Origin of the sequence: Aeromonas sp. YN13HZO-058, assembly GCF_001921245.1 — a bacterium.
Lineage (GTDB): Bacteria > Pseudomonadota > Gammaproteobacteria > Enterobacterales > Aeromonadaceae > Aeromonas > Aeromonas allosaccharophila.
Map to the genome: position 1 here is coordinate 1 of NZ_MQSY01000038.1, position 22,020 is coordinate 22,020.

General features: G+C 59.6%; 18 protein-coding genes and 12 tRNA genes. 9 read left to right on the plus strand and 21 right to left on the minus strand.

Translation table 11 applies throughout. The annotated features are described in order from the left end of the window. The 3 genes from BSP75_RS21920 to rluA form a co-directional block, all read left to right on the plus strand. Nucleotides 1-301 (plus strand): hypothetical protein (locus BSP75_RS21920; protein ID WP_216219158.1); only part of this gene is annotated, 301 nt, incomplete at its 5' end. A gap of 48 nt (nt 302-349) precedes the next feature. Next, the gene (gene rapA / locus BSP75_RS08515) at nt 350-3,217 is read left to right on the plus strand and encodes an RNA polymerase-associated protein RapA (protein ID WP_075112887.1); all 2,868 of its coding nucleotides are present in this window, start codon (nt 350-352) and stop codon (nt 3,215-3,217) included. A gap of 115 nt (nt 3,218-3,332) precedes the next feature. Then, nucleotides 3,333-3,989 (plus strand): bifunctional tRNA pseudouridine(32) synthase/23S rRNA pseudouridine(746) synthase RluA, encoded by a 657-nt coding sequence (rluA, locus tag BSP75_RS08520; protein ID WP_042058808.1) that lies wholly within the window; start codon nt 3,333-3,335, stop codon nt 3,987-3,989. A gap of 72 nt (nt 3,990-4,061) precedes the next feature. Here rluA and BSP75_RS08525 read toward each other — a convergent pair whose 3' ends face one another. The 5 genes from BSP75_RS08525 to treR form a co-directional block, all read right to left on the minus strand. Beyond that, on the minus strand, nt 4,062-4,250 hold the full coding sequence (locus BSP75_RS08525) for a hypothetical protein (RefSeq protein WP_005336040.1): 189 nt from the start codon (nt 4,248-4,250) through the stop codon (nt 4,062-4,064). 126 nt (nt 4,251-4,376) lie between these two features. After that, on the minus strand, nt 4,377-4,985 hold the full coding sequence (locus BSP75_RS08530; protein WP_075112888.1) for a sugar O-acetyltransferase: 609 nt from the start codon (nt 4,983-4,985) through the stop codon (nt 4,377-4,379). Between the two features lie 3 nt (nt 4,986-4,988). After that, on the minus strand, nt 4,989-6,650 hold the full coding sequence (gene treC / locus BSP75_RS08535; protein WP_075112889.1) for an alpha,alpha-phosphotrehalase: 1,662 nt from the start codon (nt 6,648-6,650) through the stop codon (nt 4,989-4,991). Between the two features lie 66 nt (nt 6,651-6,716). Then, a complete protein-coding gene (gene treB, locus BSP75_RS08540) occupies nt 6,717-8,147 on the minus strand; it encodes a PTS trehalose transporter subunit IIBC (RefSeq protein ID WP_075112890.1) in 1,431 nt (476 codons plus the stop codon). A 192-nt stretch (nt 8,148-8,339) separates the two neighbouring features. Beyond that, nucleotides 8,340-9,287 carry a trehalose operon repressor TreR gene (gene treR / locus BSP75_RS08545; RefSeq protein ID WP_075112891.1) on the minus strand — a complete coding sequence of 316 codons (948 nt, stop codon included), beginning with the start codon at nt 9,285-9,287 and terminating at the stop codon, nt 8,340-8,342. A 137-nt stretch (nt 9,288-9,424) separates the two neighbouring features. Between treR and BSP75_RS08550 the strand changes: the two genes are divergently transcribed. The 6 genes from BSP75_RS08550 to pbpG all read left to right on the plus strand — a co-directional run bounded on the left by BSP75_RS08550 (nt 9,425) and on the right by pbpG (nt 15,019). Further along, entirely contained in the window at nt 9,425-10,375 is a 951-nt protein-coding gene (locus BSP75_RS08550; RefSeq protein WP_058053362.1) for an AEC family transporter, read from the plus strand. 62 nt (nt 10,376-10,437) lie between these two features. Next, the gene (locus BSP75_RS08555; protein ID WP_075112892.1) at nt 10,438-10,632 is read left to right on the plus strand and encodes a heavy metal-associated domain-containing protein; all 195 of its coding nucleotides are present in this window, start codon (nt 10,438-10,440) and stop codon (nt 10,630-10,632) included. Nucleotides 10,633-10,762: 130 nt separating this feature from the next. After that, on the plus strand, nt 10,763-11,821 hold the full coding sequence (ansB, locus tag BSP75_RS08560; RefSeq protein ID WP_058053364.1) for an L-asparaginase 2: 1,059 nt from the start codon (nt 10,763-10,765) through the stop codon (nt 11,819-11,821). 234 nt (nt 11,822-12,055) lie between these two features. Next, nucleotides 12,056-13,348, plus strand: coding sequence for a hemolysin family protein (locus BSP75_RS08565; RefSeq protein ID WP_075112893.1), 1,293 nt, complete (start codon nt 12,056-12,058; stop codon nt 13,346-13,348). An 18-nt stretch (nt 13,349-13,366) separates the two neighbouring features. Continuing rightward, entirely contained in the window at nt 13,367-14,032 is a 666-nt protein-coding gene (locus BSP75_RS08570; RefSeq protein WP_058053366.1) for a DedA family protein, read from the plus strand. 159 nt (nt 14,033-14,191) lie between these two features. Beyond that, a complete protein-coding gene (gene pbpG / locus BSP75_RS08575) occupies nt 14,192-15,019 on the plus strand; it encodes a D-alanyl-D-alanine endopeptidase (protein ID WP_075112894.1) in 828 nt (275 codons plus the stop codon). 333 nt (nt 15,020-15,352) lie between these two features. On the opposite strand, the gene BSP75_RS08580 is transcribed toward pbpG, so the two are convergent. The 16 genes from BSP75_RS08580 to BSP75_RS08655 all read right to left on the minus strand — a co-directional run bounded on the left by BSP75_RS08580 (nt 15,353) and on the right by BSP75_RS08655 (nt 21,990). Continuing rightward, a tRNA-Arg gene (locus tag BSP75_RS08580) sits at nt 15,353-15,429 on the minus strand. Nucleotides 15,430-15,457: 28 nt separating this feature from the next. Continuing rightward, nucleotides 15,458-15,534 (minus strand) — tRNA-Arg (locus BSP75_RS08585). A gap of 28 nt (nt 15,535-15,562) precedes the next feature. Further along, nucleotides 15,563-15,639, minus strand: a tRNA-Arg gene (locus BSP75_RS08590). A 28-nt stretch (nt 15,640-15,667) separates the two neighbouring features. Continuing rightward, nucleotides 15,668-15,744 (minus strand) — tRNA-Arg (locus BSP75_RS08595). A 28-nt stretch (nt 15,745-15,772) separates the two neighbouring features. Continuing rightward, nucleotides 15,773-15,849: transfer RNA gene (locus BSP75_RS08600), tRNA-Arg, on the minus strand. Between the two features lie 28 nt (nt 15,850-15,877). Next, nucleotides 15,878-15,954 (minus strand) — tRNA-Arg (locus BSP75_RS08605). A 28-nt stretch (nt 15,955-15,982) separates the two neighbouring features. Then, a tRNA-Arg gene (locus BSP75_RS08610) sits at nt 15,983-16,059 on the minus strand. A 28-nt stretch (nt 16,060-16,087) separates the two neighbouring features. Continuing rightward, a tRNA-Arg gene (locus BSP75_RS08615) sits at nt 16,088-16,164 on the minus strand. A gap of 25 nt (nt 16,165-16,189) precedes the next feature. Then, nucleotides 16,190-16,266 (minus strand) — tRNA-Arg (locus tag BSP75_RS08620). A 100-nt stretch (nt 16,267-16,366) separates the two neighbouring features. Further along, a tRNA-Arg gene (locus BSP75_RS08625) sits at nt 16,367-16,443 on the minus strand. A 28-nt stretch (nt 16,444-16,471) separates the two neighbouring features. Further along, nucleotides 16,472-16,548: transfer RNA gene (locus BSP75_RS08630), tRNA-Arg, on the minus strand. A gap of 3 nt (nt 16,549-16,551) precedes the next feature. Next, a tRNA-Ser gene (locus BSP75_RS08635) sits at nt 16,552-16,644 on the minus strand. 214 nt (nt 16,645-16,858) lie between these two features. Further along, the gene (gene csrA, locus BSP75_RS08640; protein WP_005336053.1) at nt 16,859-17,047 is read right to left on the minus strand and encodes a carbon storage regulator CsrA; all 189 of its coding nucleotides are present in this window, start codon (nt 17,045-17,047) and stop codon (nt 16,859-16,861) included. A 103-nt stretch (nt 17,048-17,150) separates the two neighbouring features. After that, nucleotides 17,151-18,389 carry an aspartate kinase gene (locus tag BSP75_RS08645; protein WP_005336054.1) on the minus strand — a complete coding sequence of 413 codons (1,239 nt, stop codon included), beginning with the start codon at nt 18,387-18,389 and terminating at the stop codon, nt 17,151-17,153. A gap of 16 nt (nt 18,390-18,405) precedes the next feature. Then, a complete protein-coding gene (alaS, locus tag BSP75_RS08650; RefSeq protein WP_075112895.1) occupies nt 18,406-21,030 on the minus strand; it encodes an alanine--tRNA ligase in 2,625 nt (874 codons plus the stop codon). Nucleotides 21,031-21,486: 456 nt separating this feature from the next. Next, a complete protein-coding gene (locus tag BSP75_RS08655; RefSeq protein WP_042657692.1) occupies nt 21,487-21,990 on the minus strand; it encodes a regulatory protein RecX in 504 nt (167 codons plus the stop codon). Nucleotides 21,991-22,020 lie beyond the last annotated feature (30 nt).

The following is a 22,020-nucleotide window of genomic DNA, read 5'->3' on the forward strand; positions in this document are numbered from 1 at the left end:
GCCTTATTTTCAAAGGCTTTTCGAGGTTATCGACGAGGTTGTTTGCGTTGCCGCTTGCCCTGTCGATGTGGCGCATTATAGGGATCTGGATCACGCTTGCAAGGGGGTTTTCGAATTAAATTCGCATTTTTGGCTCAACCGTTCACTAATCACCCAAAAAGCGCATTTATCCTGCAATAACACACTCATTTGGCGATATCGCTACCTTTATATGGTCTGGCGGCGGGAGCAGATCAAGGTTGTGGCGATTTGGTCTCTCTACATCTATATGCATGGTGATCGAGGTCACGCCTTCGGGTAACATAGCGCCCCTTTGCGATTCACACACTCTTGGGCTTTGGAGAGTTTAATGCCTTTTGCACTTGGCCAGCGTTGGATTAGTGATACAGAGACGGATCTGGGGTTGGGGACTGTCGTTGCTGTTGAAGGACGCATGGTTACCCTGTTGTTTCCGGCTACCGGTGAAAACCGCATGTATGCCAAAGAAGAGGCGCCGGTGACCCGGGTCAGCTTCAATGTGGGCGATCAGATCACCAGTCACGAAGACTGGACCATGACGGTCGAAGAAGTGCAGGAGAAAAACGGCCTGCTTATATATGTAGGTGTGCGCACCGACAATGATGAGCCCGTTGCCCTCAAGGAAGTGTTTCTCAACAACTTTATCAAGTTCAACAAGCCGCAGGATCGCCTGTTCGCCGGTCAGATTGACCGGATGTCCCGCTTTACCCTGCGTTACGAGGCATTGATCAACCAGCACCAGCGTCGTCGCAATCCGACTCGCGGTCTGGCCGGTGGCCGGGTCAGCCTGATCCCGCACCAGCTCTATATCGCCCACGAAGTGGGTCACCGCTACGCCCCGCGCGTACTGCTGGCCGATGAGGTGGGTCTGGGCAAGACCATCGAAGCGGGCATGATCATTCATCAGCAGTTGCTCTCCGGCCGCGCCCATCGCGTGCTGATCCTGCTGCCCGAGACTTTGCAGCACCAGTGGCTGGTCGAGATGCTGCGCCGCTTCAACCTGCACTTCTCCCTGTTTGACGAGGAGCGCTGCATCGAGGCATTCGCCGATGCAGAGAACCCCTTCGAGACCGAACAGCTGGTGATCTGCAGCCTCGACTTCCTGCGCAAGAAGCGTCGTCGCTTCGAGCAGGTGCTGGAAGCCGAGTGGGATCTGCTGGTTGTCGACGAAGCACACCATCTGGAGTGGAGTGAAGAGGCCCCCAGCCGCGCCTACGAAATGGTGGAAGCGCTGGCCGAACAGGTGCCGGGCGTACTGCTGCTGACCGCTACCCCGGATCAGCTGGGCCACCAGAGCCACTTTGCCCGTCTGCGCCTGCTCGATCCCGAGCGTTTCTACGACTACGAGGCTTTCCTCGCCGAGGAGCAGGCTTATGGCCAGGTCGCCAGTGCCGCGCAAGAGCTGCTGGAAGGCGAGACCCTGAGTGATGCAGCCAAACAGATCCTCGCCAGCCAGCTGGAAGGGCTGGACTTAAGCGATGCAGCTGCCCGTCAGCAGGCGGTCGCCAAGCTGCTGGATCAGCACGGCACCGGCCGGGTGCTGTTCCGCAACAGCCGCGCCAATATTCAGGGCTTCCCCGAGCGTCATCTCAACGTCTACCCGATGCCACTGCCGGATCAGTACAAGACCGCCATCAAGGTAATGGGCATGATGGGTGGCAACGGTGGCGATCTGCAGACCCGCGCCCTGCGCTACCTCTACCCCGAGAAGATCTTCCAGCAGTTCGAAGGCGACAACGCCACCTGGACCCAGTTCGACCCGCGCGTCGAGTGGTTGCTGGGGCTGCTACTCTCTGCCCGCCAGCAGAAGGTGCTGGTGATCTGCTCCGAAGCGGCCACCGCCATCGCACTGGAAGAGGCGCTGCGCACCCGTGAAGGGATCCGCGGCACCGTATTCCATGAAGGGATGTCGATCCTCGAGCGGGATAAGGCCTCTGCCTATTTTGCGCAAGAGGATGGTGGCGCCCAGGTGCTGCTCTGCTCCGAGATCGGCTCAGAAGGTCGCAACTTCCAGTTTGCCAGTCATCTGGTGCTGTTCGATCTGCCGCTCAATCCGGATCTGCTGGAACAGCGGATCGGTCGACTGGATCGTATCGGTCAGCAGAATACCGTCGAGATCCACGTTCCCTATCTGGAGGGCACCTCCCAGCGCGCCCTGCAGCTCTGGTATCACGATGGTCTGGACGCGTTCGAGCAGACCTGCCCGACCGCTCGTCCGGTATTCGAAGCGGTGCGCGATGAACTGTTCGAGCTGCTGGCCGCCAACACCGGCGATCAGGCCACCCTCGACGCTCTGCTGATCAAGACCCGCGAACTGCACGAGCCGCTCAAGGCCCGTCTGGAACAGGGTCGCGATCGCCTGCTGGAGATCCACTCCAGCGGTGGTGCCGCCGCCCAGCAGCTGGTCGACAAGCTGGCCGCCGAAGATGACGACACCGGCATGATCTCCTTCGCCCTCAAGATGTTCGACGAGATCGGCGTCAATCAGGATGACCGTGGCGAGAACGCGCTGGTGCTGACCCCCGGGGATCATATGCTGGTCTCCAGCTTCCCGGGCCTGCCGCAAGACGGCATGACCATCACCTTCGATCGCAATACCGCCCTGTCGCGGGATGACATGGCGCTGCTCTCCTGGGATCACCCCATGATGCGCGGCGGCATCGACCTGATCCTCGGATCCGAGATCGGTGCTACCTCGGTCGCCCTGCTCAAGAACAAGGCGCTGCCCATCGGCTCCATCCTGCTTGAGCTGATCTTCGTTGCCGAGTCTGCGGCCCATCCCCAGCTCTACCGTTTCATGCCGCCGACGCCGATCCGTCTGCTGATGGACAAGAACGGCCAGAATCTGGGTGAGAAGGTGGCGTTCGATGCCTTCAACCGCCAGCTGACGCCGGTCAACCGCCACCTCGGCAGCAAGCTGGTCACTGCGTCCCAGCCGGTGATCCACGGTCTGATTGGCCAGGCTCAACCGATTGCCGAAGAGCTGAAAGCCGTGATTGTCGACAAGGCCCGTGCCCAGATGGCGCAGACCCTGCAGCAGGATCTGGATCGTCTGGAAGCGCTCAAGGCGGTCAACCCGAACGTGCGCGACAGCGAACTGGATTATCTGCGCAATCTGCAGGCAGAATTGCACCACCTGATCGATCAGACCCAACTCAAGCTGGATGCAATCCGCTTTATCGTGGTCACCCATAACTGACAAGGTACCGACCGACAGCGGCCAGCCCCAGCTCAAACTGGATACCCAATGCCGCTTTATCGTGGTTACCCATAACTGATGGGGGCTTGCCCCCACCTTCTGATGCGAGACATTTATGTTTGAATACTCACCGCCTCTGGAACCCTGGCTCGATATCCTGTTCAAGGACAAGGACATCATGGTGGTCAACAAGCCCACTGGCCTGCTGAGCGTCCCCGGGCGCGGCCCCGAGAATGAAGACAGCGTCCTGCATCGGGTGAAGCAGCAGCACCCCAAGGCGGCGGCGGCCCATCGCCTCGACATGTCCACCACGGGCGTCATTGTCATTCCCCTCAACCCCAATTCCCATCGGGAGCTGAGCCGACAATTTCGCGAGCGGGAGACCGAGAAGCACTACCTCGCCTGGGTGTGGGGCGAACCGGAGGCCGAGTCGGGTCAGGTAGACCTGCCGCTCTGCGTCGACTGGCCCAACCGCCCGAAACAGAAAGTTGACCACGAAGAGGGCCGCCACGCCCTGACCCTATGGGAGAAACTGAAGGTGGAGAACGGCAACAGCCTGATCAAGCTGACCCCCATCACCGGTCGCTCCCACCAGTTGCGCGTCCATATGCTGGAGCTGGGACACCCCATTCTGGGTGACAACCTCTACGCCCATCCGGATGCACTGGCGGCAGCGCCCCATCTCTACCTGCATGCGGCCAGCCTGACCATCAGCCACCCCCGCAGCGGCGAGCGGATGACCTTCGAGGCGCCGGCCCCCTTCCCGCTCTGAGCGGAAGAGGCTCGCGCCAAATCGCAGAGATAAAAAAGCCCCCATCGCGAGATGGGGGCTTTTTCATTAGGGTCAGACGCGAATATCGATCTTGCTTCCCAGAGAAGCGCTGGCCGATGTCGGTGCAACCGGCGCTGATTGCGCTGCGTTTTGCAGCAGCTTCAGCGCAGCTTCGCCCTCTTGGGTCTGCTGTTTCTTGGCCAGACTGGCCGTCATCAGAGCAGAACCAAACGACGCATTTGCAGAACTTGATATATCCATAGGGTTCCTCCTGCACTCAACAGTATCGGCCAAGCGGCCCGGAACATAAGCACTGAATACAAAACAATCTGAAAGTCACTTTTCTATCAATCAGATAGCGCGAACATTCATGGCCCCTGTTCACCACTAGATAACGCCTTCAAGCTCCTGTGCCGTCATCGGTCGAAGCACCTTGCAAGGGTTGCCAGCCGCCACCACGTTGGCTGGCACATCTTTGGTCACTACCGATCCTGCGCCGATGACGCTGTTGTCACCGATAGTAACGCCGGGGCAGATCACGACGCTGCCGCCAATCCAGACGTTGTGGCCTATCCGAACCGGCTTGCCGAACTCCACCCCCTTGATACGCGGCGCCACGGCAACCGGGTGAGCGGCGGTGTAGATCTGCACCCCAGGCGCCAGCAGCACGTTGTCGCCGATGTGCACCTCGCAGACATCTAGGATGGTGCAGCCCACGTTGGCGTAGAAGTTCTCGCCGACGAAGATATTGGCGCCATAGTCGCAGAAGAACGGCGGGTTGATGGCGCACTCTTGGCCGCGGCCACCGAGCAGTTCATGGAGCAGGGCATCCCGCGCCGGTTTCTCCTGCCAGCTGGTGTTGAAGGTGTGATAGAGCCGGCGGCAGCGCTCGCGCGCCGCCTTGAGCTCAGGGTCGCCTGCATCATAAGGCGCCCCCGCTACCATCTTCTGCCACTCGGCGCCACGCACCGCCGTCTTCGTCATCACCTCGTTCATCGCCTACTCCACCAGCCAGATCAGGGATTCATAAGGGCGCAGCATACAGGACTGCGGTCGGGCCGGGCTATCTGGGTAGTTGCCCAGCAGCAGGCGCCCCTTGCCGGTGGCCAGCTCCTCCGGCAGGGCGAAGGTGGCCGGCTCGCCGTAGAAGTTGCTCACCACCAGCAATGTCTGGCCGTTGGCGCGGCGGGCATAGGCCCAGATCTGCGGGTGCCCCGCCAGCAGCTCCTGATAATCCCCCTGGGTGAAGATGGGATGAGTCTTGCGCAGGCGGATCAGATCCCGGTAGTGCCAAAACACCGAGTGCTGGTCGGCCAGCGCCGCCTCGGCGTTGATCACCGGGTAGTTGGTGGCAGGCTTGAGCCAGGGCGTTCCGCTGGTGAAGCCGGCGTTGGCCCCAGCGCTCCACTGCATCGGAGTGCGCGAGTTGTCGCGGGACTTGGCGCCGAGAATGGCGAGGATCTCGGCCTCGCTCATCCCTTCGGCCTGCTTGATGGCGAAGATGTTGCGGCTCTCCACATCCTGATAGTCATCGATGCGCTGATAGCCGGGGTTGGTCATGCCTATCTCCTCCCCCTGATAGATGTAGGGGGTGCCCTGCAAGCCGTGCAGCGTGCTGGCCAGCATCTTGGCGGCCACGACCCTATGCTCACCCTCGTCACCGAAGCGGGAGACGATGCGCGGCTGATCGTGGTTGCACCAGAACAGCGCCGACCACCCCTTGCCGTGCATGCCGCTCTGCCAGTGGTTGAAGATGCGCTTGAGTTCGAGGAAATCGAACGGCGCCTTGGTCCACTTGTCGCCATTGGGGTAATCCACCTTCAGATGGTGGAAGTTGAACACCATGGAGAGTTCAGAGCCATCGAGGGCGCCGTAGCGCTGGCAATGTTCCAGACTGGTCGATGACATCTCCCCCACCGTCATGGCCCCCACGGGGGCAAAGACATCGCGGCTCACATCCTGCAAAAATTCGTGGATGCGCGGCCCGTCTGTGTAGAAACGGCGGCCATCGCCCACCTCGTCGTTCGGGAACGCCTGATCCTTGGAGATGAGGTTGATGACGTCGAGCCGGAAACCGTCCACTCCCTTCTGCGCCCAGAAGTGAATGATGTTTTTCACCTCGGCGCGCACCGCCGGGTTTTCCCAGTTCAGATCCACCTGCTCGCGGGCAAACAGGTGCAGATAGTACTGACCGGTGATCTCATCCAGCTCCCAGGCGCTGCCGCCAAACTTGGACTGCCAGTTGTTGGGCACGCCGCCATCGACCGGATCGCGCCAGATGTAGTAGTCGCGGTAGGGGCTGTTTTTATCCCCCAGCGCCGACTTGAACCAGGCGTGCTCGGTGGAGGTGTGGTTCACCACGATATCCATCACGATACGGATGTCGCGCGCGTGGGCGGCAGCCAGCAACGCTTCGAAATCGGCCATGGTGCCGTAGGCGGGATCGATGGCAAGGTAGTCGGCGATGTCGTAGCCGTTGTCCACCTGCGGGGAGACGTAAACCGGGGTCAGCCAGAGGGCATCGACACCGAGAGTCTTGAGATAGTCGAGGCGGGCCATGATCCCCTTGAGATCACCGGTGCCACGGGCAGCGGAATCCTGAAAGCTCTTGGGGTAGATCTGGTAAATCACGGCACTCTGCCACCAGGGTGTTTGGCTCATGGGTCTTTCTCTTGTCTCGAATAGAAAATGGAGAGGGCGACCCGCGGGTCGCCCTGATGCGTGGAATCAGGCGCTGGCCTGGGCCAGCTTGCCGGCCGCCTGCTGGCGCTTGTAGACCAGCAGGGTCAGCACCACCGGCACCACGATGGCGACCAGCATGGCAATGGAGTAAACGGCCCAATATTGCGGCTGGATGGAGAGGATGCCCGGCAGGCCCCCTACCCCGATGCCGTTGGCCATCACCCCGGCAAAACCGCAGATAAGGGCCGCGAGGCTGGAGCCCACCATGGCGCACAGCATGGGGAACTTGTACTTGAGGTTGATACCGTACATCGCCGGCTCGGTCACCCCGAGGTAGGCGGAGATGGCGGCAGGTACCGAAATCTCCCGCTCGTTCTCCTTGCGGCTAATCAAAATGATGCCCACCACGGCAGAAGCCTGAGCGATGTTGGAGAGGGCGATCAGCGGCCAGATCGGCGTGCCCCCCATGCTCTGCATCAGCTGTAGATCCACCGCGTTGGTGGTGTGGTGGATACCGGTGATGACCAGCGGCGCATAGAGGAAGCCGAACAGGGCGGCACCGATGGGGGCAAACGAACCTGTCATGGCCGCCTTGGCAGCGAAACCGACGCCGTCACCCAGCCAGCGACCGAACGGGCCGATAAAGGCGTGGGCCACGATCACTGCCAGCAAAAGCGAGACAAACGGCACAATCACCAGATAGAGGTAAGCCGGAATGATCCGCTTGAGGTTGGTCTCCACCCAGGCGAGGAAGACACCCGCCAGCAGCGCCGGAATGACCTGGGCCTGATAGCCCACCTTCTGGATCACGAACAGACCGAAGTCCCACACCTCGGGAGTCTGCTGACCGATGCCGTAGGCGTTCATCAGCTGCGGCGACACCAACGTCACCCCCAGCACGATACCGAGAATCTCGGAGCCGCCCATCTTCTTCACCGCAGACCAGCAGACACCGACCGGCAGGAAGTGGAAGATCGCCTCACCCAGCAGCCAGAGGAAGGCATGCACCTGAGCCCAGAACTGGCTGATCTCGGTGAGGGTGTGAGTACCATCGTCGAACATCTTGATGTCGCCGATGACGTTGCGAAAGCCCAGGATCAGACCGCCGGTGATGATGGCGGGCAGCAGCGGCACGAAGATCTCCGCCAGATGGGAGATGCCCCGCTCCAGCGGGTTCATGTTCTGGCGCGCCGCCTGCTTGGCGGCCTCCTTGCTACCACCGCTGACGCCGAGCTGTTCGGTCAGCGCCTTGTACCACTGCTCCACCTCGTTGCCGATCACCACCTGGAACTGACCGCCCTGGGTGAAGCTTCCCTTCACCGCCGGGATGGTTTCGATGGCCTTGCTGTCAGCCTTGGCCGGATCGCTGAGGACGAAGCGCAACCGGGTCAGGCAGTGGCTGACGGTGGCGATGTTCTCCTTGCCACCGATCTTGTCGATCAGGATGGCCAGGTGCTGTGCGTTGATCTTGGACATGGGTCTTCCCTCTGTGACGCCATTGAATAGTGGTCTGCATCGCCCTTGCGAGCCACTCTTTGGGCTCGAGCGCTTTTGGTATCGTTCCCATTTAGCATGCCGACAATCTCGCCAGATCAAAATGGGAACGTTCCCAATTCGTGGCCAGCGTCACAAAAAGCGCGTTTTTTGTTCAATCCAGAGTGATGGGGCTCACAGGGTGCGGCAGGGTGCTATGGTCGCCAGCGGCGGCTGCTCCTGCTCGATCTGGCCAAGCAGCTGGCGTGCCGCCTGCTCCCCTGCCCCCTTGTAACCGAGATCCAGGGTGAGGGCGTTGGGGAAGAGGAAGGTGAGCATGGAGTTGTTGCCAAGGCCGGTCACCAGCACCTCGCTACGCCCTTGTTCTTGCAGGTATTTTGCCGCGCCGATGGCGAGGGTATCGCTGGCGCAGACCAGTGCGCCAGTGGTCGGGGTGAGCAGCTCGGCAGCCAGCCGGTAGCCGCTTTGCAAGCTGAGATCGCCGAGGGCGCTGCGCGCCGCCAGCCCCTGCTCGGCGCAATAGCCGAGGTAGGCGTCGAGTCGGCGCTGGCCGGTGGTGAGATCCGAGGCATCCACCCCCAGATAGGCGATGTCGCGGGCGCCACGGCTTGCCAGCTGCGCCAGCATGGTGCGCACCGCTCCGGCATCGTCGAAGCAGACCGAAGAAAAACCGGGGTATTCGCGGGCGACCAGCACCAGCTTCTCTTTCAGCGGCGCCATGGCGGCATAGTCCAAGTCATTGAAGGCGAACAGGATGATGCCATCCACCCCGCGCCGCTCCAGCACCGCCAGATGCTCCTGCACCTTGGCGGGGGAGAACTTGCTCTCCATCAGCACGGCATCGTAGCCACGCTGGTAGAGGGTCTCCAGCATGCCGCGCACCGCCTGATTCTCCGAGCTGGAATCGAGCCGCGAGACGATGATCCCCACCACCTGCTGACTCTGGCTGCGCATGGCCCGCGCCGACTTGCTCGGCACGAAGCCATGCTCGGCGATGATCTGCTCCACCCGCTCGCGGGTCTCCTGCTTCACCTTGGGATCCTGATTGAGCACCCGGGAGACGGTCGACTTGCCGACGCCGCTCAGTCGGGCGATATCGAGGATGGTCAGTTTCTTGTCCATGAATTGGCTCACAGGAGGCTAGGCGGTGGAATTGCCCACATTGTTGTGATTAACCCCTGTGAATACAAGTCCATGGCGTTAGAATGCCCTTTTTGCCCCGCCGTCAGGGTATGTGGGCACAGCACAGGATGCTCATCATGGATCTGCTGGCCAGTCTGCTCTTCTCCCTCTCCATCACTGGCCCCATCTGCGTGGTGCTGCTGCTCGGCATCTTGCTCAAGCGGCTGGGACTGCTACCGGATCCCTTTACCGAATCCGCCTCGCGACTGGTGTTTCAGGTCACCCTGCCTGCCCTGCTCTTTCTCAGCATTCTGGGCACCAACTTCGCCACCATGCCGAGCCTCTGGTTTATCGGCTATGGCCTGCTGGCCACCGTTATCAGCTATCTGGTGCTGGAGCTGCTGGCGGGCCGTTTTATCGGCGAGCAACGGCTGCGCGGCATCTTCGTGCAGGGGAGCTTTCGCGGCAACAGCGCCATCATAGGGCTCGCCTATGTGCAGAACGCCTACGGCCACGAGGGGTTGGGGGCGGCGGCCTTCTATGTCGGCGCGGTGACCGTGCTCTACAACATCCTCGCGGTCATCACCCTGACCCGCAGTCTCGGCGGCGCCACCGGGATCCGCCCCATTCTGCTCGGCATCATCAAGAATCCGCTGATCATCGCCATTGTGGCGGCGCTGCCGTTTACCCTGCTCGGTATCAAGATGCCGCAACTGCTGCTCACCACCGGCAGCTACTTCGCCAACATGACGTTGCCGCTGGCGCTGCTCTGCACCGGCGCCTCCCTCAGTCTCGATGCCCTGCGCGGTGGCGCGGCGCTGGCAGGTTGGGCCAGCATCATGCGGCTGTGCCTCATTCCGGCAGCGTTCACCCTGGGAGCCGCCCTGCTCGGTTTCAGCCATCTGGAACTCGGCATTCTGTTTCTCATCAGCGCCACCCCGACCGCCGCGGCCAGCTACGTGATGACCCGCGCCATGGGGGGCGACAGCGTACTGGCCGCGAACATTATCGCCACCACCACCCTTGGCTCGCTGGTTACTACCAGCCTGGGGGCGACCCTGATGAACTATCTGGGCCTGATGTACTGACTGCTTGACCTTGCCGGAGGCGGCAGCTTTAGGCTGGCGCCCATCAACAGAGGAGATATTCCATGACCATCGAACTCACCGTGTCCGGCATGTCCTGTGGTGGCTGCGCCGCCAGTCTGCAAAAAGCGTTGCTGACCCAGCCTGCGGTAACCACCGCAACCGTCGATTTCGCCAGTAGCAAGGCCGTCATCGAAAGCGGGCTGAGCAAGGCCGAGCTGATCGCCCTGATCGAAGCCCAGGGCTTTCAGGTAGGTTAATTTATCTCTATAGAGGTATTAAACAGGTTAAAAATCTGTACCCACCTGTCTTTTGGTGAGTTTTATCACAGATATTGCTGTTTAAATGGGCAAACTTGCTGCGATTATTCCAACCATAAGGATTTGCAGCATGACCCTACCGATCCGCAAGACCCTGCTCGCCGCCGTCGTTGGCCTGACCCTCTCCCCCATGGCAATGGCCCTGCCCAGCGTCCATATTCTGGCTACCGGCGGCACCATCGCCGGGGCAGGCCAGTCGGCTACCCAGTCCAACTACGAGGCAGGCAAGGTAGCCATCGAGACCCTGATTGCTGCCGTTCCCGAGATGAAGAACGTCGCTGACGTGCAGGGTGAGCAGGTAGTCAAGATCGGCTCCCAGGACATGAACGACGAGGTGTGGCTCAAGCTGGCCAAGCGGGTCAACGAGCTGCTGGCCAAGGATGACGTGGACGGCATCGTCATCACCCACGGCACCGACACCATGGAAGAGACCGCCTACTTCCTCAACCTGACTGTCAAGAGCGACAAGCCGGTAGTGCTGGTTGGCGCCATGCGCCCCTCCACCGCCATGAGTGCCGATGGCCCGCTCAACCTCTACAACGCCGTAGTGACTGCTTCCGACCCGAGCTCCAAGGGCCGTGGCGTGATGGTGGCAATGAACGACACCGTGCTGGATGCCCGCGATGTCACCAAGACCAACACCACCGGGGTGCAGACCTTCGCCTCCCCCAACTTCGGCCCGCTGGGTTACATCCACAACGGCAAGATCGACTATCAGCGCACTCCGGCCCGTCTGCACACCAGCAAGACGCCGTTTGACGTGAGCAAGCTCGACAAGCTGCCGCAGGTTGGCATCGTCTACAACTATGCCAACGCCACCGATCTGCCGGCCAAGGCGATGGTGAACGCCAAGTTCGACGGTATCGTCAGTGCCGGTGTGGGTAACGGCAACCTCTACCATACCCTGTTCGATACCCTGGCTCAGGCGAGCAAGGATGGTATCCGCGTGGTGCGTTCCGCCCGCGTGCCGACCGGCGCCACCACCCTGGATGCCGAGATCGATGATGCCAAATACGGCTTCGTGGCCTCCGGCACCCTCAACCCGCAAAAATCCCGCATCCTGCTGATGCTCTCCCTGACCCAGAGCAAGGATCCGGCCCAGATCCAGCGCTGGTTCCAGCAGTTCTGATCAAGGTTGTCTGACAAGTGATGAGCAAGGGCGGGACTTCCCGCCCTTTTCCATCCCGTGGCGCCCACCTCGCCACGCGCTCCGTCTCGTTGGTTCCATCCTTTCCCCTTTTCTCGCCATCGCGGACTCTCGTCAGCAAATTAGCGAGCCGGATCACCCGCTTTCACAAGCGCATCGCGGCCAAATTCATTACACTGCCAGCGATCTTATCTACTCAAGAGGTGCTGTTGCTGTATGGAAATATTGATCCTGCTGGGATTGATTTTGCTTAATGGCGTCTTCGCCATGTCAGAAATCGCCATCGTCACCGCACGCAAGGCGCGCCTCGGCAAACTTGCCAATGAAGGCAACCGCTCCGCCGCCATCGCCCTCAAACTGGGTGAAGACCCGACCCATTTTCTCTCCGCCGTCCAGATAGGCATCACCAGCATCGGTCTGCTCAACGGTATTTATGGCGAATCGCTACTGGCCCAGCCCTTCTCGCTCTGGTTGCAGGAGTGGGGACTATCCCCCAAGAGCAGCGGCCTGATCGCCACCGTCATCGTGGTGGTGGTGGTTACTTACCTCTCCATCGTGGTGGGGGAGCTGGTGCCCAAGCGGCTTGGCCAGCTCAATGCCGAGCGCATCGCCTGCCTGATGGCCCGCCCGATGCACTGGCTCGCCACCCTGACTCGCCCCTTCGTCTGGCTGCTGTCGGCCTCCACCAATGCCAGCCTGCGGCTGCTGCGGGTCAACCAGAATGGCAGTAACAATGTCACCGAGGAGGAGATCCACGCCATGCTGGTGGAAGGATCGGAAGCCGGGGTGATCGAGGATCATGAACACACCATGCTGCGCAACGTCTTCCGTCTCGACGAGCGCAGCCTCTCCTCCCTGATGGTGCCGCGCAGCGATATCCGCTATCTGGATCTGGCGCTGCCGCTGGAGGCCAACCTGCAGCGGCTGGTGGAGTATCGCCACAGCTATTTTCCGGTCTGCGACGGCAACCTGTCAGAGCTGGTGGGGATCATCAATGTCAGCAAGGTGCTGCACGCCTATATCAAGGGAGAGCCTATCGATCTGGCGGCCCTGACCCAGGAGGGCAGCCTGCTGCCCGAGACCCTCAACGGCGTCGAGCTGCTCAACCACTTCCGCACCCACAGCGAACAGATGGTGCTGGTGGTGGACGAATATGGCGAATTGCAGGGGCTGGTCACCCAGCAGGATCTGCTGGAGGCGCTGGCAGGGGATTTCCAGCAGGAGGATGGCAGCGACAACTGGGCCTTCCGGCGCGCCGACGGCAGCTGGCTGCTCGATGGCCTGATCCCGCTGCCGGAGTTGAAGGACTGTCTGGAGCTGGTTCGTCTGCCAGAAGAAGAAAAACATCACTATCACACCCTCGGAGGGCTTATCATGCTGCTCCTTGGTCGTGTTCCACACACCGGAGACCTGGTGACACTGGAACAGTGGCAACTGGAAATTGTTGACATGGATGGCCTGCGCATCGACAAGGTGCTCGCCATGCCCTTGACCGATCAACCCAGCTAACCTGCGGAGTTTGCAAGTATGGAGCAGTTTTACCAACTGGCTCACGCCTTTATGAATCACGATCTGAACACACTTTCCGATCCCAAGATGGCCTTCATGATCTGTGGTGTGATTTTGACGTTTCTGGTACTGGAGAACGGATTCATCCCTACCGCCTTTCTGCCCGGTGACAGCCTGCTGCTCCTCACCGGCGTGCTTATCTATCAGGATGTGTTGTCACTCGGGGTGATCCCGCTGTTGATCATGGCTACCTTTGTCGGCACCTGGCTCGGTTACATGCAGGGGCGCTTCCTCGGCCATACCCAGCTTTACCACCGGCTGATGTCCCACGTGGAAGAGCGACACCAGCAGAAGGTCTACCACCTGCTGGACAAGTACGGGATCATCACCCTGATCACCGCGCGCTATATCGCCTTCGTGCGCACCGCCTATCCCTATATCGTGGGGGCCACCGAGCTGCCGCAGGGGCGTTTTCTCATCGTCAATCTGATCAGTTCCATCATGTGGATCTGCCCGCTGGTCGGCACCGGCTACTACCTGAGCCACACCAAGCTGGCAGCCGAATACCAGACCCAGTTCTTCAACATCATCATCTATCTGCCGGTAGTACTCCTGGTGGGTGGCATGGTGGCGCTGGTCTGGCGCTGGATCAGCAAACGCAAGGCCGCACAGCCGCGGGATTGACCCCTCGCGCAACGCCCGACCCGAAAGCCCTCGCCAGAGGGCTTTTTTGATCGCCTATTTTGCGCAAATAGCAGAAATAGTCCCGCTCGGCCCTTGTAAAGCCGGGGTAAAAATGAGTGAATCTAGCGCCTTTTTTTGGATGGGAATGGAGTCGGTTGTATGTGGTGTCGGATTCGCGCAGCAGCGCTGGTGGTCGGGTTGATGGGAATGCTGGGATTGCCTGCGGTCAACGCGGCACCCAACCCAGCCAAACTGGAAGTACGCTCAAGCAGCGCCCTGGTCGTGGATGTAAAAACGGGCAAGACGCTCTACCAGAAGAATGCCACCAAGGTGCGTCCCATCGCCTCCCTCACCAAGCTGATGACAGCACTGGTGGTGCTGGATGCCAAACAGAATCTCAACCAGACCATCACGGTCGACAAGAACGATCTGGATCGGGTTAAACACACCCACTCCCGCATTCGCATGGGCACCAAGGTGACCCGTCGCGATGCCCTGCATCTGGCGCTGATGTCCTCCGAAAACCGGATGGCCTCGGCACTGGCGCGTCACTATCCGGGTGGTCGCAGCGCCTTCGTGCGGGCCATGAACAACAAGGCCAGACAGTTGGGGATGCGCAATACCCACTTCTACGACTCCACCGGCCTCTCCACCCGCAACGTCTCCACCGCCCAGGATCTGGGCAAGCTGGCCGCCGCCGCCTATCGTCAGCCGCTGATCCGTCAGTTCACTCAGGATGAGAACCGGGAGATGCGCTTCAGCACCCCCGCCTACAGCCTGATGTTCAACAACACCAACCCGCTGGTAAAAAACCCGGATTGGGACGTGCGCCTCTCCAAAACCGGCTTCACTGACGAAGCGGGCCGCTGTCTGGTGATGCGCGCCAAGCCGGACAATCAGGAGCTGGCCATCGTGTTGCTCAACTCGGTGGGCAAACGCACCCCCATCGGCGATGCCAACCGCATTCGCAAATGGCTGAAAAGCTGAGTAATGCTCTCAACACCAAAGGATGCTGCGGCATCCTTTTTTATTGCCCGCAGAACGCCTCAGCAGGCCTTACGGGATGTTGATAGCCAAACCCTGAGTGATGAGCTGCGCACAGTCCCCCGCAGCAACAGCAGGCATACAGCCCACTTGCAGATGAGGCAAAGGCTTGTACCGTTCAGAAGAACGCGGCGCAATAACAGAAGAGGTATAAAAGAGGACAAGAACAGACAGGCAGGAGAGTGACCCGGACGCCACAGCGAACGCGGATCCACACGACAGGGGTAAATGTCGCCCATAAAAAAACAGCCCCGACCGAAGTCGAGGCTGTCTGTATGGTGCGCCCGAGAGGATTCGAACCTCTGACCACCTGGTTCGTAGCCAGGTACTCTATCCAGCTGAGCTACGGGCGCTCACAAACTTTTGGTACTGCTTGAAAAATGGTGCGCCCGAGAGGATTCGAACCTCTGACCACCTGGTTCGTAGCCAGGTACTCTATCCAGCTGAGCTACGGGCGCTCATAAACTTTTGGTACTGCTTGAAATATGGTGCGCCCGAGAGGATTCGAACCTCTGACCACCTGGTTCGTAGCCAGGTACTCTATCCAGCTGAGCTACGGGCGCTCACAAACTTTTGGTACTGCTTGAAAAATGGTGCGCCCGAGAGGATTCGAACCTCTGACCACCTGGTTCGTAGCCAGGTACTCTATCCAGCTGAGCTACGGGCGCTCACAAACTTTTGGTACTGCTTGAAAAATGGTGCGCCCGAGAGGATTCGAACCTCTGACCACCTGGTTCGTAGCCAGGTACTCTATCCAGCTGAGCTACGGGCGCTCACAAACTTTTGGTACTGCTTGAAAAATGGTGCGCCCGAGAGGATTCGAACCTCTGACCACCTGGTTCGTAGCCAGGTACTCTATCCAGCTGAGCTACGGGCGCTCACAAACTTTTGGTACTGCTTGAAAAATGGTGCGCCCGAGAGGATTCGAACCTCTGACCACCTGGTTCGTAGCCAGGTACTCTATCCAGCTGAGCTACGGGCGCTCACAAACTTTTGGTACTGCTTGAAAAATGGTGCGCCCGAGAGGATTCGAACCTCTGACCACCTGGTTCGTAGCCAGGTACTCTATCCAGCTGAGCTACGGGCGCTCATAAATCGTTGTGTCGTTTTAAATGGTGCGCCCGAGAGGATTCGAACCTCTGACCACCTGGTTCGTAGCCAGGTACTCTATCCAGCTGAGCTACGGGCGCCCTGTTTTAAAACGATAAAAAAAGCTTACTTATCAGTAAGCCTTTTCCAAAGTGTCGACTTGCTGATGGTCAACACATGACTCTTGCTTGAGTCGTAATATGGTGCGCCCGAGAGGATTCGAACCTCTGACCACCTGGTTCGTAGCCAGGTACTCTATCCAGCTGAGCTACGGGCGCTCATAAACTTTTGGTACTGCTTGAAATATGGTGCGCCCGAGAGGATTCGAACCTCTGACCACCTGGTTCGTAGCCAGGTACTCTATCCAGCTGAGCTACGGGCGCAAATGGCGGAGAAGGGGGGATTCGAACCCCCGATGCGGGTATAAGCCGCATACTCCCTTAGCAGGGGAGCGCCTTCAGCCTCTCGGCCACCTCTCCGTTTGCGGGGCTGATAATACTTCACAGGGATTTTTAGTCAAACACTTTTTTGGAGAAAAAAGCGCGTTCGCTCAGCATTTGGTCAAAGCGTGGAATATTCAAACAATATCGGCACTTATCCCGCAGTTTCGCACCTTGCAGGGCGATTTTTTGGGGGCCAGAAAAACAAAAGGCGACACATAGGGTGTCGCCTTGTCACAGCCATGAACGCAGCTTAGAAGCCCGGTTGGCCCGGTACTTTCTCGGCCTGGATGCGCTGGTAGATCTCTTCACGGTGCACGGAGACCTCTTTCGGTGCATTCACACCGATACGGACCTGGTTGCCTTTAACGCCCAGTACGGTGACAGTCACTTCATCACCAATCATCAGGGTTTCCCCAACACGACGAGTCAAAATAAGCATTCGCTTGCTCCTGTATCCTGTTTTGTTTTTATATCGATATGCGACATTATCTTACAAAGATACCGATATGGTAAATGGTTGAAACTAAATCAATCAGAGATTGTTAGCCCAAGGGCTGCTCCTGCGGTGCCTGATCCAACCCGAAAGCCGCGTGCAGGGCGCGCACTGCCAGCTCCAGATACTTCTCGTCAATGACCACAGAGATTTTGATTTCAGAGGTCGAGATCAACTGCATGTTGATCCCCTCCTCGCCCAATACCTTGAACATGGTGCGCGCAACACCGGGATGGTTCCACATGCCGACACCGACAATGGAAACCTTGGCAATTTCGCCATTTCCCTGCACGCAGGAGGCACCCAGCTCAGTCGCTGTCTCCTCCAGCAGTGCCCGGGCGCGGCGGTAGTCGTCACGATTCACCGTGAAGGTGAAGTCGGCGGTGCCATCTCCCAGGGTATTCTGCACAATCATGTCGACATCAATGTTGGCGTCGCTGATCGGATTCAGGATCTGCGCGGCAACGGTTGGTCTGTCCGGCACGCCCAGAATGGTCAGGCTGGCCTCGTTGCGGTTAAAAGCGATCCCGGATACCAGGGGAGCTTCCATCCTATCACCTCCATATGTGATTAAGGTTCCCTCTCCATCGATAAAGCTCGACAGCACCCGCAGCGGGACGCGGTACTTGCCCGCAAATTCCACCGAGCGGATCTGCAGCACCTTGGCACCGAGACTGGCCATCTCCAGCATCTCCTCGAAGGTGATGGTGTCGAGACGACGCGCCTTGGGCTCGATGCGCGGATCCGTGGTGTATACCCCATCCACATCGGTAAAGATCTGGCACTCATCGGCCTTGATGGCCGCCGCCACGGCAACCGCCGTGGTATCCGAACCGCCGCGGCCCAGGGTCGTGATGGCGTTATGCTCGTCACGGCCCTGGAAACCGGCGATCACCACCACCTTGCCTGCTGCCAGTTCGGCATGAACCAGTTCGGTGTCAATGTGAGTGATGCGCGCCTTGCCATAAGCGGAATCGGTATGAATGCGCACCTGATCACCGGTCATTGAGACCGCAGGACAACCGCGTTTGTTCAACGCGATCGCCAGCAGCGCTATGGTGACCTGCTCACCGGTGGAGACCAGCACATCCATCTCGCGCCGGTTGGCATCAGGATCCAGCTGCTGGGCCATGCCCAGCAACCGGTTGGTTTCGCCCGACATGGCGGAGACAACCACCACCACGTCGTGTCCCTGGGCGCGGGTCTGCTCGACCCGCTCAGCTACCGCCTCGATCCGCTCCAGTGTGCCGACCGAGGTGCCGCCGTACTTCTGTACATAGAGTGCCACAGATCACCTCGCCCTATTACAGGCGCTCTTCCAGCCAGGAGTGAACGGATTGCAGCGCTGCCGGCACCGCCTCAGGCTGGGTACCACCCGCCTGTGCCATGTCCGCACGACCACCGCCCTTGCCACCCACCTGCTGGGCAACCAGATTGACCAGCTCACCGGCCTTGACCTTGCCGGTCAGGTCGTTGGTCACACCCGCGATCAGGTTAACCTTGCCGTCGGCACAGGTTGCCAGCAGCACGACACCGGACTTCATGCGATTTTTCAGCTCGTCCAGCATGCCGCGCAGAGATTTCGGATCGGCCCCTTCCAGCGCTGCAACCAGCACCTTCTGACCATTGATCTCGATCACCTGACTCAGCAGATCGTTACCGGCCTGAGCGGCCAGCTTGGCCTTGAGCTGCTCCAGCTCGCGCTCCATCATCTTGGACTTGTCCAGGATCTGGCGCACTTTGCTGCCGATGGAGAACTGATCGCCTTTCACCAGTGCGGCAGCCTCTTCAAACTGCTCGGCCAGCTGGTGCATGAAGTCGATGGCGCCCTTGCCGGTCACCGCTTCGATACGACGCACACCGGCGGCGATACCGCTCTCGGCGATGATCTTGAAGAAGCCGATGTCACCGGTGCGCTTGGCGTGAGTACCGCCACACAGCTCGGTGGAGTAGTCGCCCATGCGCACCACGCGCACGTCGTCTTCATATTTTTCACCAAACAGCGCCATGGCACCGGCAGCCTTGGCGGCGTCCAGATCCATCACCTGAGTGCTGACTTCGTGGTTGGCACGGATCTGGGCGTTGACCAGCTCTTCGATGCGACGAATGGTCGCCATGGTCAACCCCTCGAAGTGGGAGAAGTCGAAACGCATGCGCTCGGCCCCTACCAGAGAACCTTTCTGGGTCACGTGATCACCCAGTGACTGGCGCAGGGCGGCATGCAGCAGGTGAGTCACGGAGTGGTTCAGGGCGACGGCCTGACGGCGATCGCCATCGACCACGGCTTCCACTTCGGCGCCCTTCTCCAGGGTACCCAGCTCCATGTAACCCTTGTGGATGATCGCCTTGCCCGCTTTCTGGGTGTCGGTCACGGCAAAGATGCCGTCGTCCACTTTCAGGGTGCCGCTATCGCCCACCTGACCACCAGACTCGGCGTAGAAGGGGGTCTGCTCCAGAACGATGACGGCTTCGTCACCGGCGATCAGGCCATTCACCTCTTCGGTGCCCTTGTAGATGCCGAGCACACGGGTGCGCTCGCTCAGGTTCTTGTAACCGGTAAACGGCGTTTCGAAGTCAAGCTTGAGCATCTCGTTGTAGTTCACGCCGAAGCTGGAGGCCTCTTTGGCACGAGCACGCTGCTTCTCCATCTCGACGGTGAAGCCCTCTTCATCGATGCCGATGTCGCGCTCGCGCACCACGTCAGCAGTCAGATCGGCCGGGAAGCCATAGGTGTCATAGAGCTTGAACACCACCTCACCCGGCACGACTTTGGCGTCGCCTAGGTTGGCCAGCACATCTTCCAGCAGCAGCAGACCGCGATCCAGGGTGCGGACGAACTGCTCTTCCTCGATGCGCAGTACGCGCTCGACCAGCGGCAGCTGGGCGATCAGCTCGGCGCCCACATCCTTCATCTGCACCGCCAGCTCGGCAGCCAGTTTGTAGAAGAAGACGTCGGTAGCACCCAGCTTGCGACCGTGGCGCACGGCGCGACGGATGATGCGGCGCAGCACATAGCCGCGACCTTCGTTGGACGGCATCACGCCGTCAGCCACCAGGAAGGCGCAGGAGCGGATGTGATCAGCGATGACGCGCAGGGACTGGTTGCTCAGATCGGTGGTACCAACGATCTCGGCCGCTTTCTTGATCAGCGCCTGGAAGATGTCGATTTCGTAGTTGGAGTGGACACCCTGCATGATGGCGGAGATACGCTCCAGACCCATGCCGGTATCCACGGACGGACGGGGCAGCGGCTCCATGGTGCCGTCAGCCTGACGGTTGAACTGCATGAACACCACGTTCCAGATCTCGATGAAACGGTCGCCATCCTCTTCCGGCGAGCCGGGACGGCCACCCCAGATGTGATCGCCGTGGTCATAGAAGATCTCGGTGCAGGGACCGCACGGGCCGGTATCACCCATCGCCCAGAAGTTGTCGGAGGCGTAAGGGGCACCCTTGTTGTCACCGATGCGTACGATGCGATCGGCCGGTACACCGACCTCTTTCTCCCAGATATTGAACGCTTCATCGTCAGTCGCGTAGACGGTCACCAGCAGGCGATCTTTCGGCAGCTGCAACACTTCGGTCAGGAAACCCCAGGCAAACTTGATGGCGTCATGCTTGAAGTAGTCGCCGAAGCTGAAGTTGCCCAGCATTTCGAAGAAGGTGTGGTGACGGGCGGTATAGCCGACGTTTTCCAGGTCATTGTGTTTACCACCGGCACGGACACAACGCTGGGACGTGGTGGCGCGGTTGTAGGCACGCTTCTCGGCGCCAAGGAACACATCCTTGAACTGGTTCATACCCGCGTTGGTAAACAACAGGGTCGGGTCGTTATGCGGTACCAGCGAGCTGGAGGAGACAACCTGGTGTCCCTGGGAACGGAAATACTCGAGAAACGCAGCGCGTATCTCTGACGTGGACATATACATGGAAAATCCTGCTTGATTCGAATACGGACTTTTAACCGCATTAATGTAAGTTTTCTGCGGGGTAAAGTAAAACGTACAGGCCCGTCACGGGCGAAAAAGCGCGCATAAATGGATACGAAGAGAAAAGGGAGGCAAACAGAGGCTTTTTGAGCCGGGGATCAGGCCAAAAGCAGTGGAAAATAGCCATGTGGCACGGCAGAACCGGCCTTTCGCCATCCCCGTCCCTCAAGCCACTGAATGGGCAGGGAAAATCCTGTAAATGCGAGATAAGGGGTATCAGCGCGTGCTGCATAGAAGAGTAAAGAGTGCAGCGGGAACGCTGTCACAGCTGCTGGCAGTATGGCCATCGGCACTGGCCGAAACAGAAAGTCAGTCACGTGATCAATATGCCTGACAACAGAGCGGGCACGGCATCGTCTCATGACCTTGCATCACGCAACAGGGTGCCAGCCCCGACTACTCTGAGGCCGACTCTTGCAGGGTTGATATCGCATAACGCGCCTGATCCTGGGTAAAGCCGCGCCCCAGCAGGTATTTGAGCCACTTCATCCGCAGCTTGAAATCCGCCAGATCGGCCACTCTGGCACGCCGTTCGAGCAGGGCAAACGCCAGTTCAAACCAGTCCAGCTCCGGTTGATCGAAGGCGGCATCGATCTGCATATCATCGAGCCCCTTGCGGCGCAGATCAAAGCGGATTTTGATGGGGCCATGCCCCTTGGCTGCACCGGCCCGTACCGCCATGCCACCGTAACGTTCGTCATTGACCCAGTTGTAACCGCGGCAGTAGTCGACCACCGCCTCGATCACCTCTTCATTGAAACCCTGCTGGCGCAGCCGGTTGGCCAGCTCGGACTCGGCGCTCTCGCGACGTGCCAGACTGCGCATGGCAAAGGCGCGGGCAGCGGCAAACAGCTCTTCAAAGGAGAGTTCAACGGGTTCGGGGAGAGATTCATCGACCATAAATGACAAGGCCGGGTATCAACCCGGCCT

What these genes read in the sequence shown, in the direction of transcription:
- treC (WP_075112889.1), bottom strand. Translation starts at nt 6,650, where the DNA reads ATGAGCCAAACACCCTGGTGGCAGAGTGCCGTGATTTACCAGATCTAC.
- treB (WP_075112890.1), bottom strand. Translation starts at nt 8,147, where the DNA reads ATGTCCAAGATCAACGCACAGCACCTGGCCATCCTGATCGACAAGATC.
- BSP75_RS08565 (WP_075112893.1), top strand. Translation starts at nt 12,056, where the DNA reads ATGGAAATATTGATCCTGCTGGGATTGATTTTGCTTAATGGCGTCTTC.
- csrA (WP_005336053.1), bottom strand. Translation starts at nt 17,047, where the DNA reads ATGCTTATTTTGACTCGTCGTGTTGGGGAAACCCTGATGATTGGTGAT.
- rapA (WP_075112887.1), top strand. Translation starts at nt 350, where the DNA reads ATGCCTTTTGCACTTGGCCAGCGTTGGATTAGTGATACAGAGACGGAT.
- ansB (WP_058053364.1), top strand. Translation starts at nt 10,763, where the DNA reads ATGACCCTACCGATCCGCAAGACCCTGCTCGCCGCCGTCGTTGGCCTG.
- BSP75_RS08550 (WP_058053362.1), top strand. Translation starts at nt 9,425, where the DNA reads ATGGATCTGCTGGCCAGTCTGCTCTTCTCCCTCTCCATCACTGGCCCC.
- BSP75_RS08555 (WP_075112892.1), top strand. Translation starts at nt 10,438, where the DNA reads ATGACCATCGAACTCACCGTGTCCGGCATGTCCTGTGGTGGCTGCGCC.
- BSP75_RS08530 (WP_075112888.1), bottom strand. Translation starts at nt 4,985, where the DNA reads ATGAACGAGGTGATGACGAAGACGGCGGTGCGTGGCGCCGAGTGGCAG.
- alaS (WP_075112895.1), bottom strand. Translation starts at nt 21,030, where the DNA reads ATGTATATGTCCACGTCAGAGATACGCGCTGCGTTTCTCGAGTATTTC.
- BSP75_RS08525 (WP_005336040.1), bottom strand. Translation starts at nt 4,250, where the DNA reads ATGGATATATCAAGTTCTGCAAATGCGTCGTTTGGTTCTGCTCTGATG.
- BSP75_RS08655 (WP_042657692.1), bottom strand. Translation starts at nt 21,990, where the DNA reads ATGGTCGATGAATCTCTCCCCGAACCCGTTGAACTCTCCTTTGAAGAG.
- treR (WP_075112891.1), bottom strand. Translation starts at nt 9,287, where the DNA reads ATGGACAAGAAACTGACCATCCTCGATATCGCCCGACTGAGCGGCGTC.
- pbpG (WP_075112894.1), top strand. Translation starts at nt 14,192, where the DNA reads ATGTGGTGTCGGATTCGCGCAGCAGCGCTGGTGGTCGGGTTGATGGGA.
- rluA (WP_042058808.1), top strand. Translation starts at nt 3,333, where the DNA reads ATGTTTGAATACTCACCGCCTCTGGAACCCTGGCTCGATATCCTGTTC.
- BSP75_RS08570 (WP_058053366.1), top strand. Translation starts at nt 13,367, where the DNA reads ATGGAGCAGTTTTACCAACTGGCTCACGCCTTTATGAATCACGATCTG.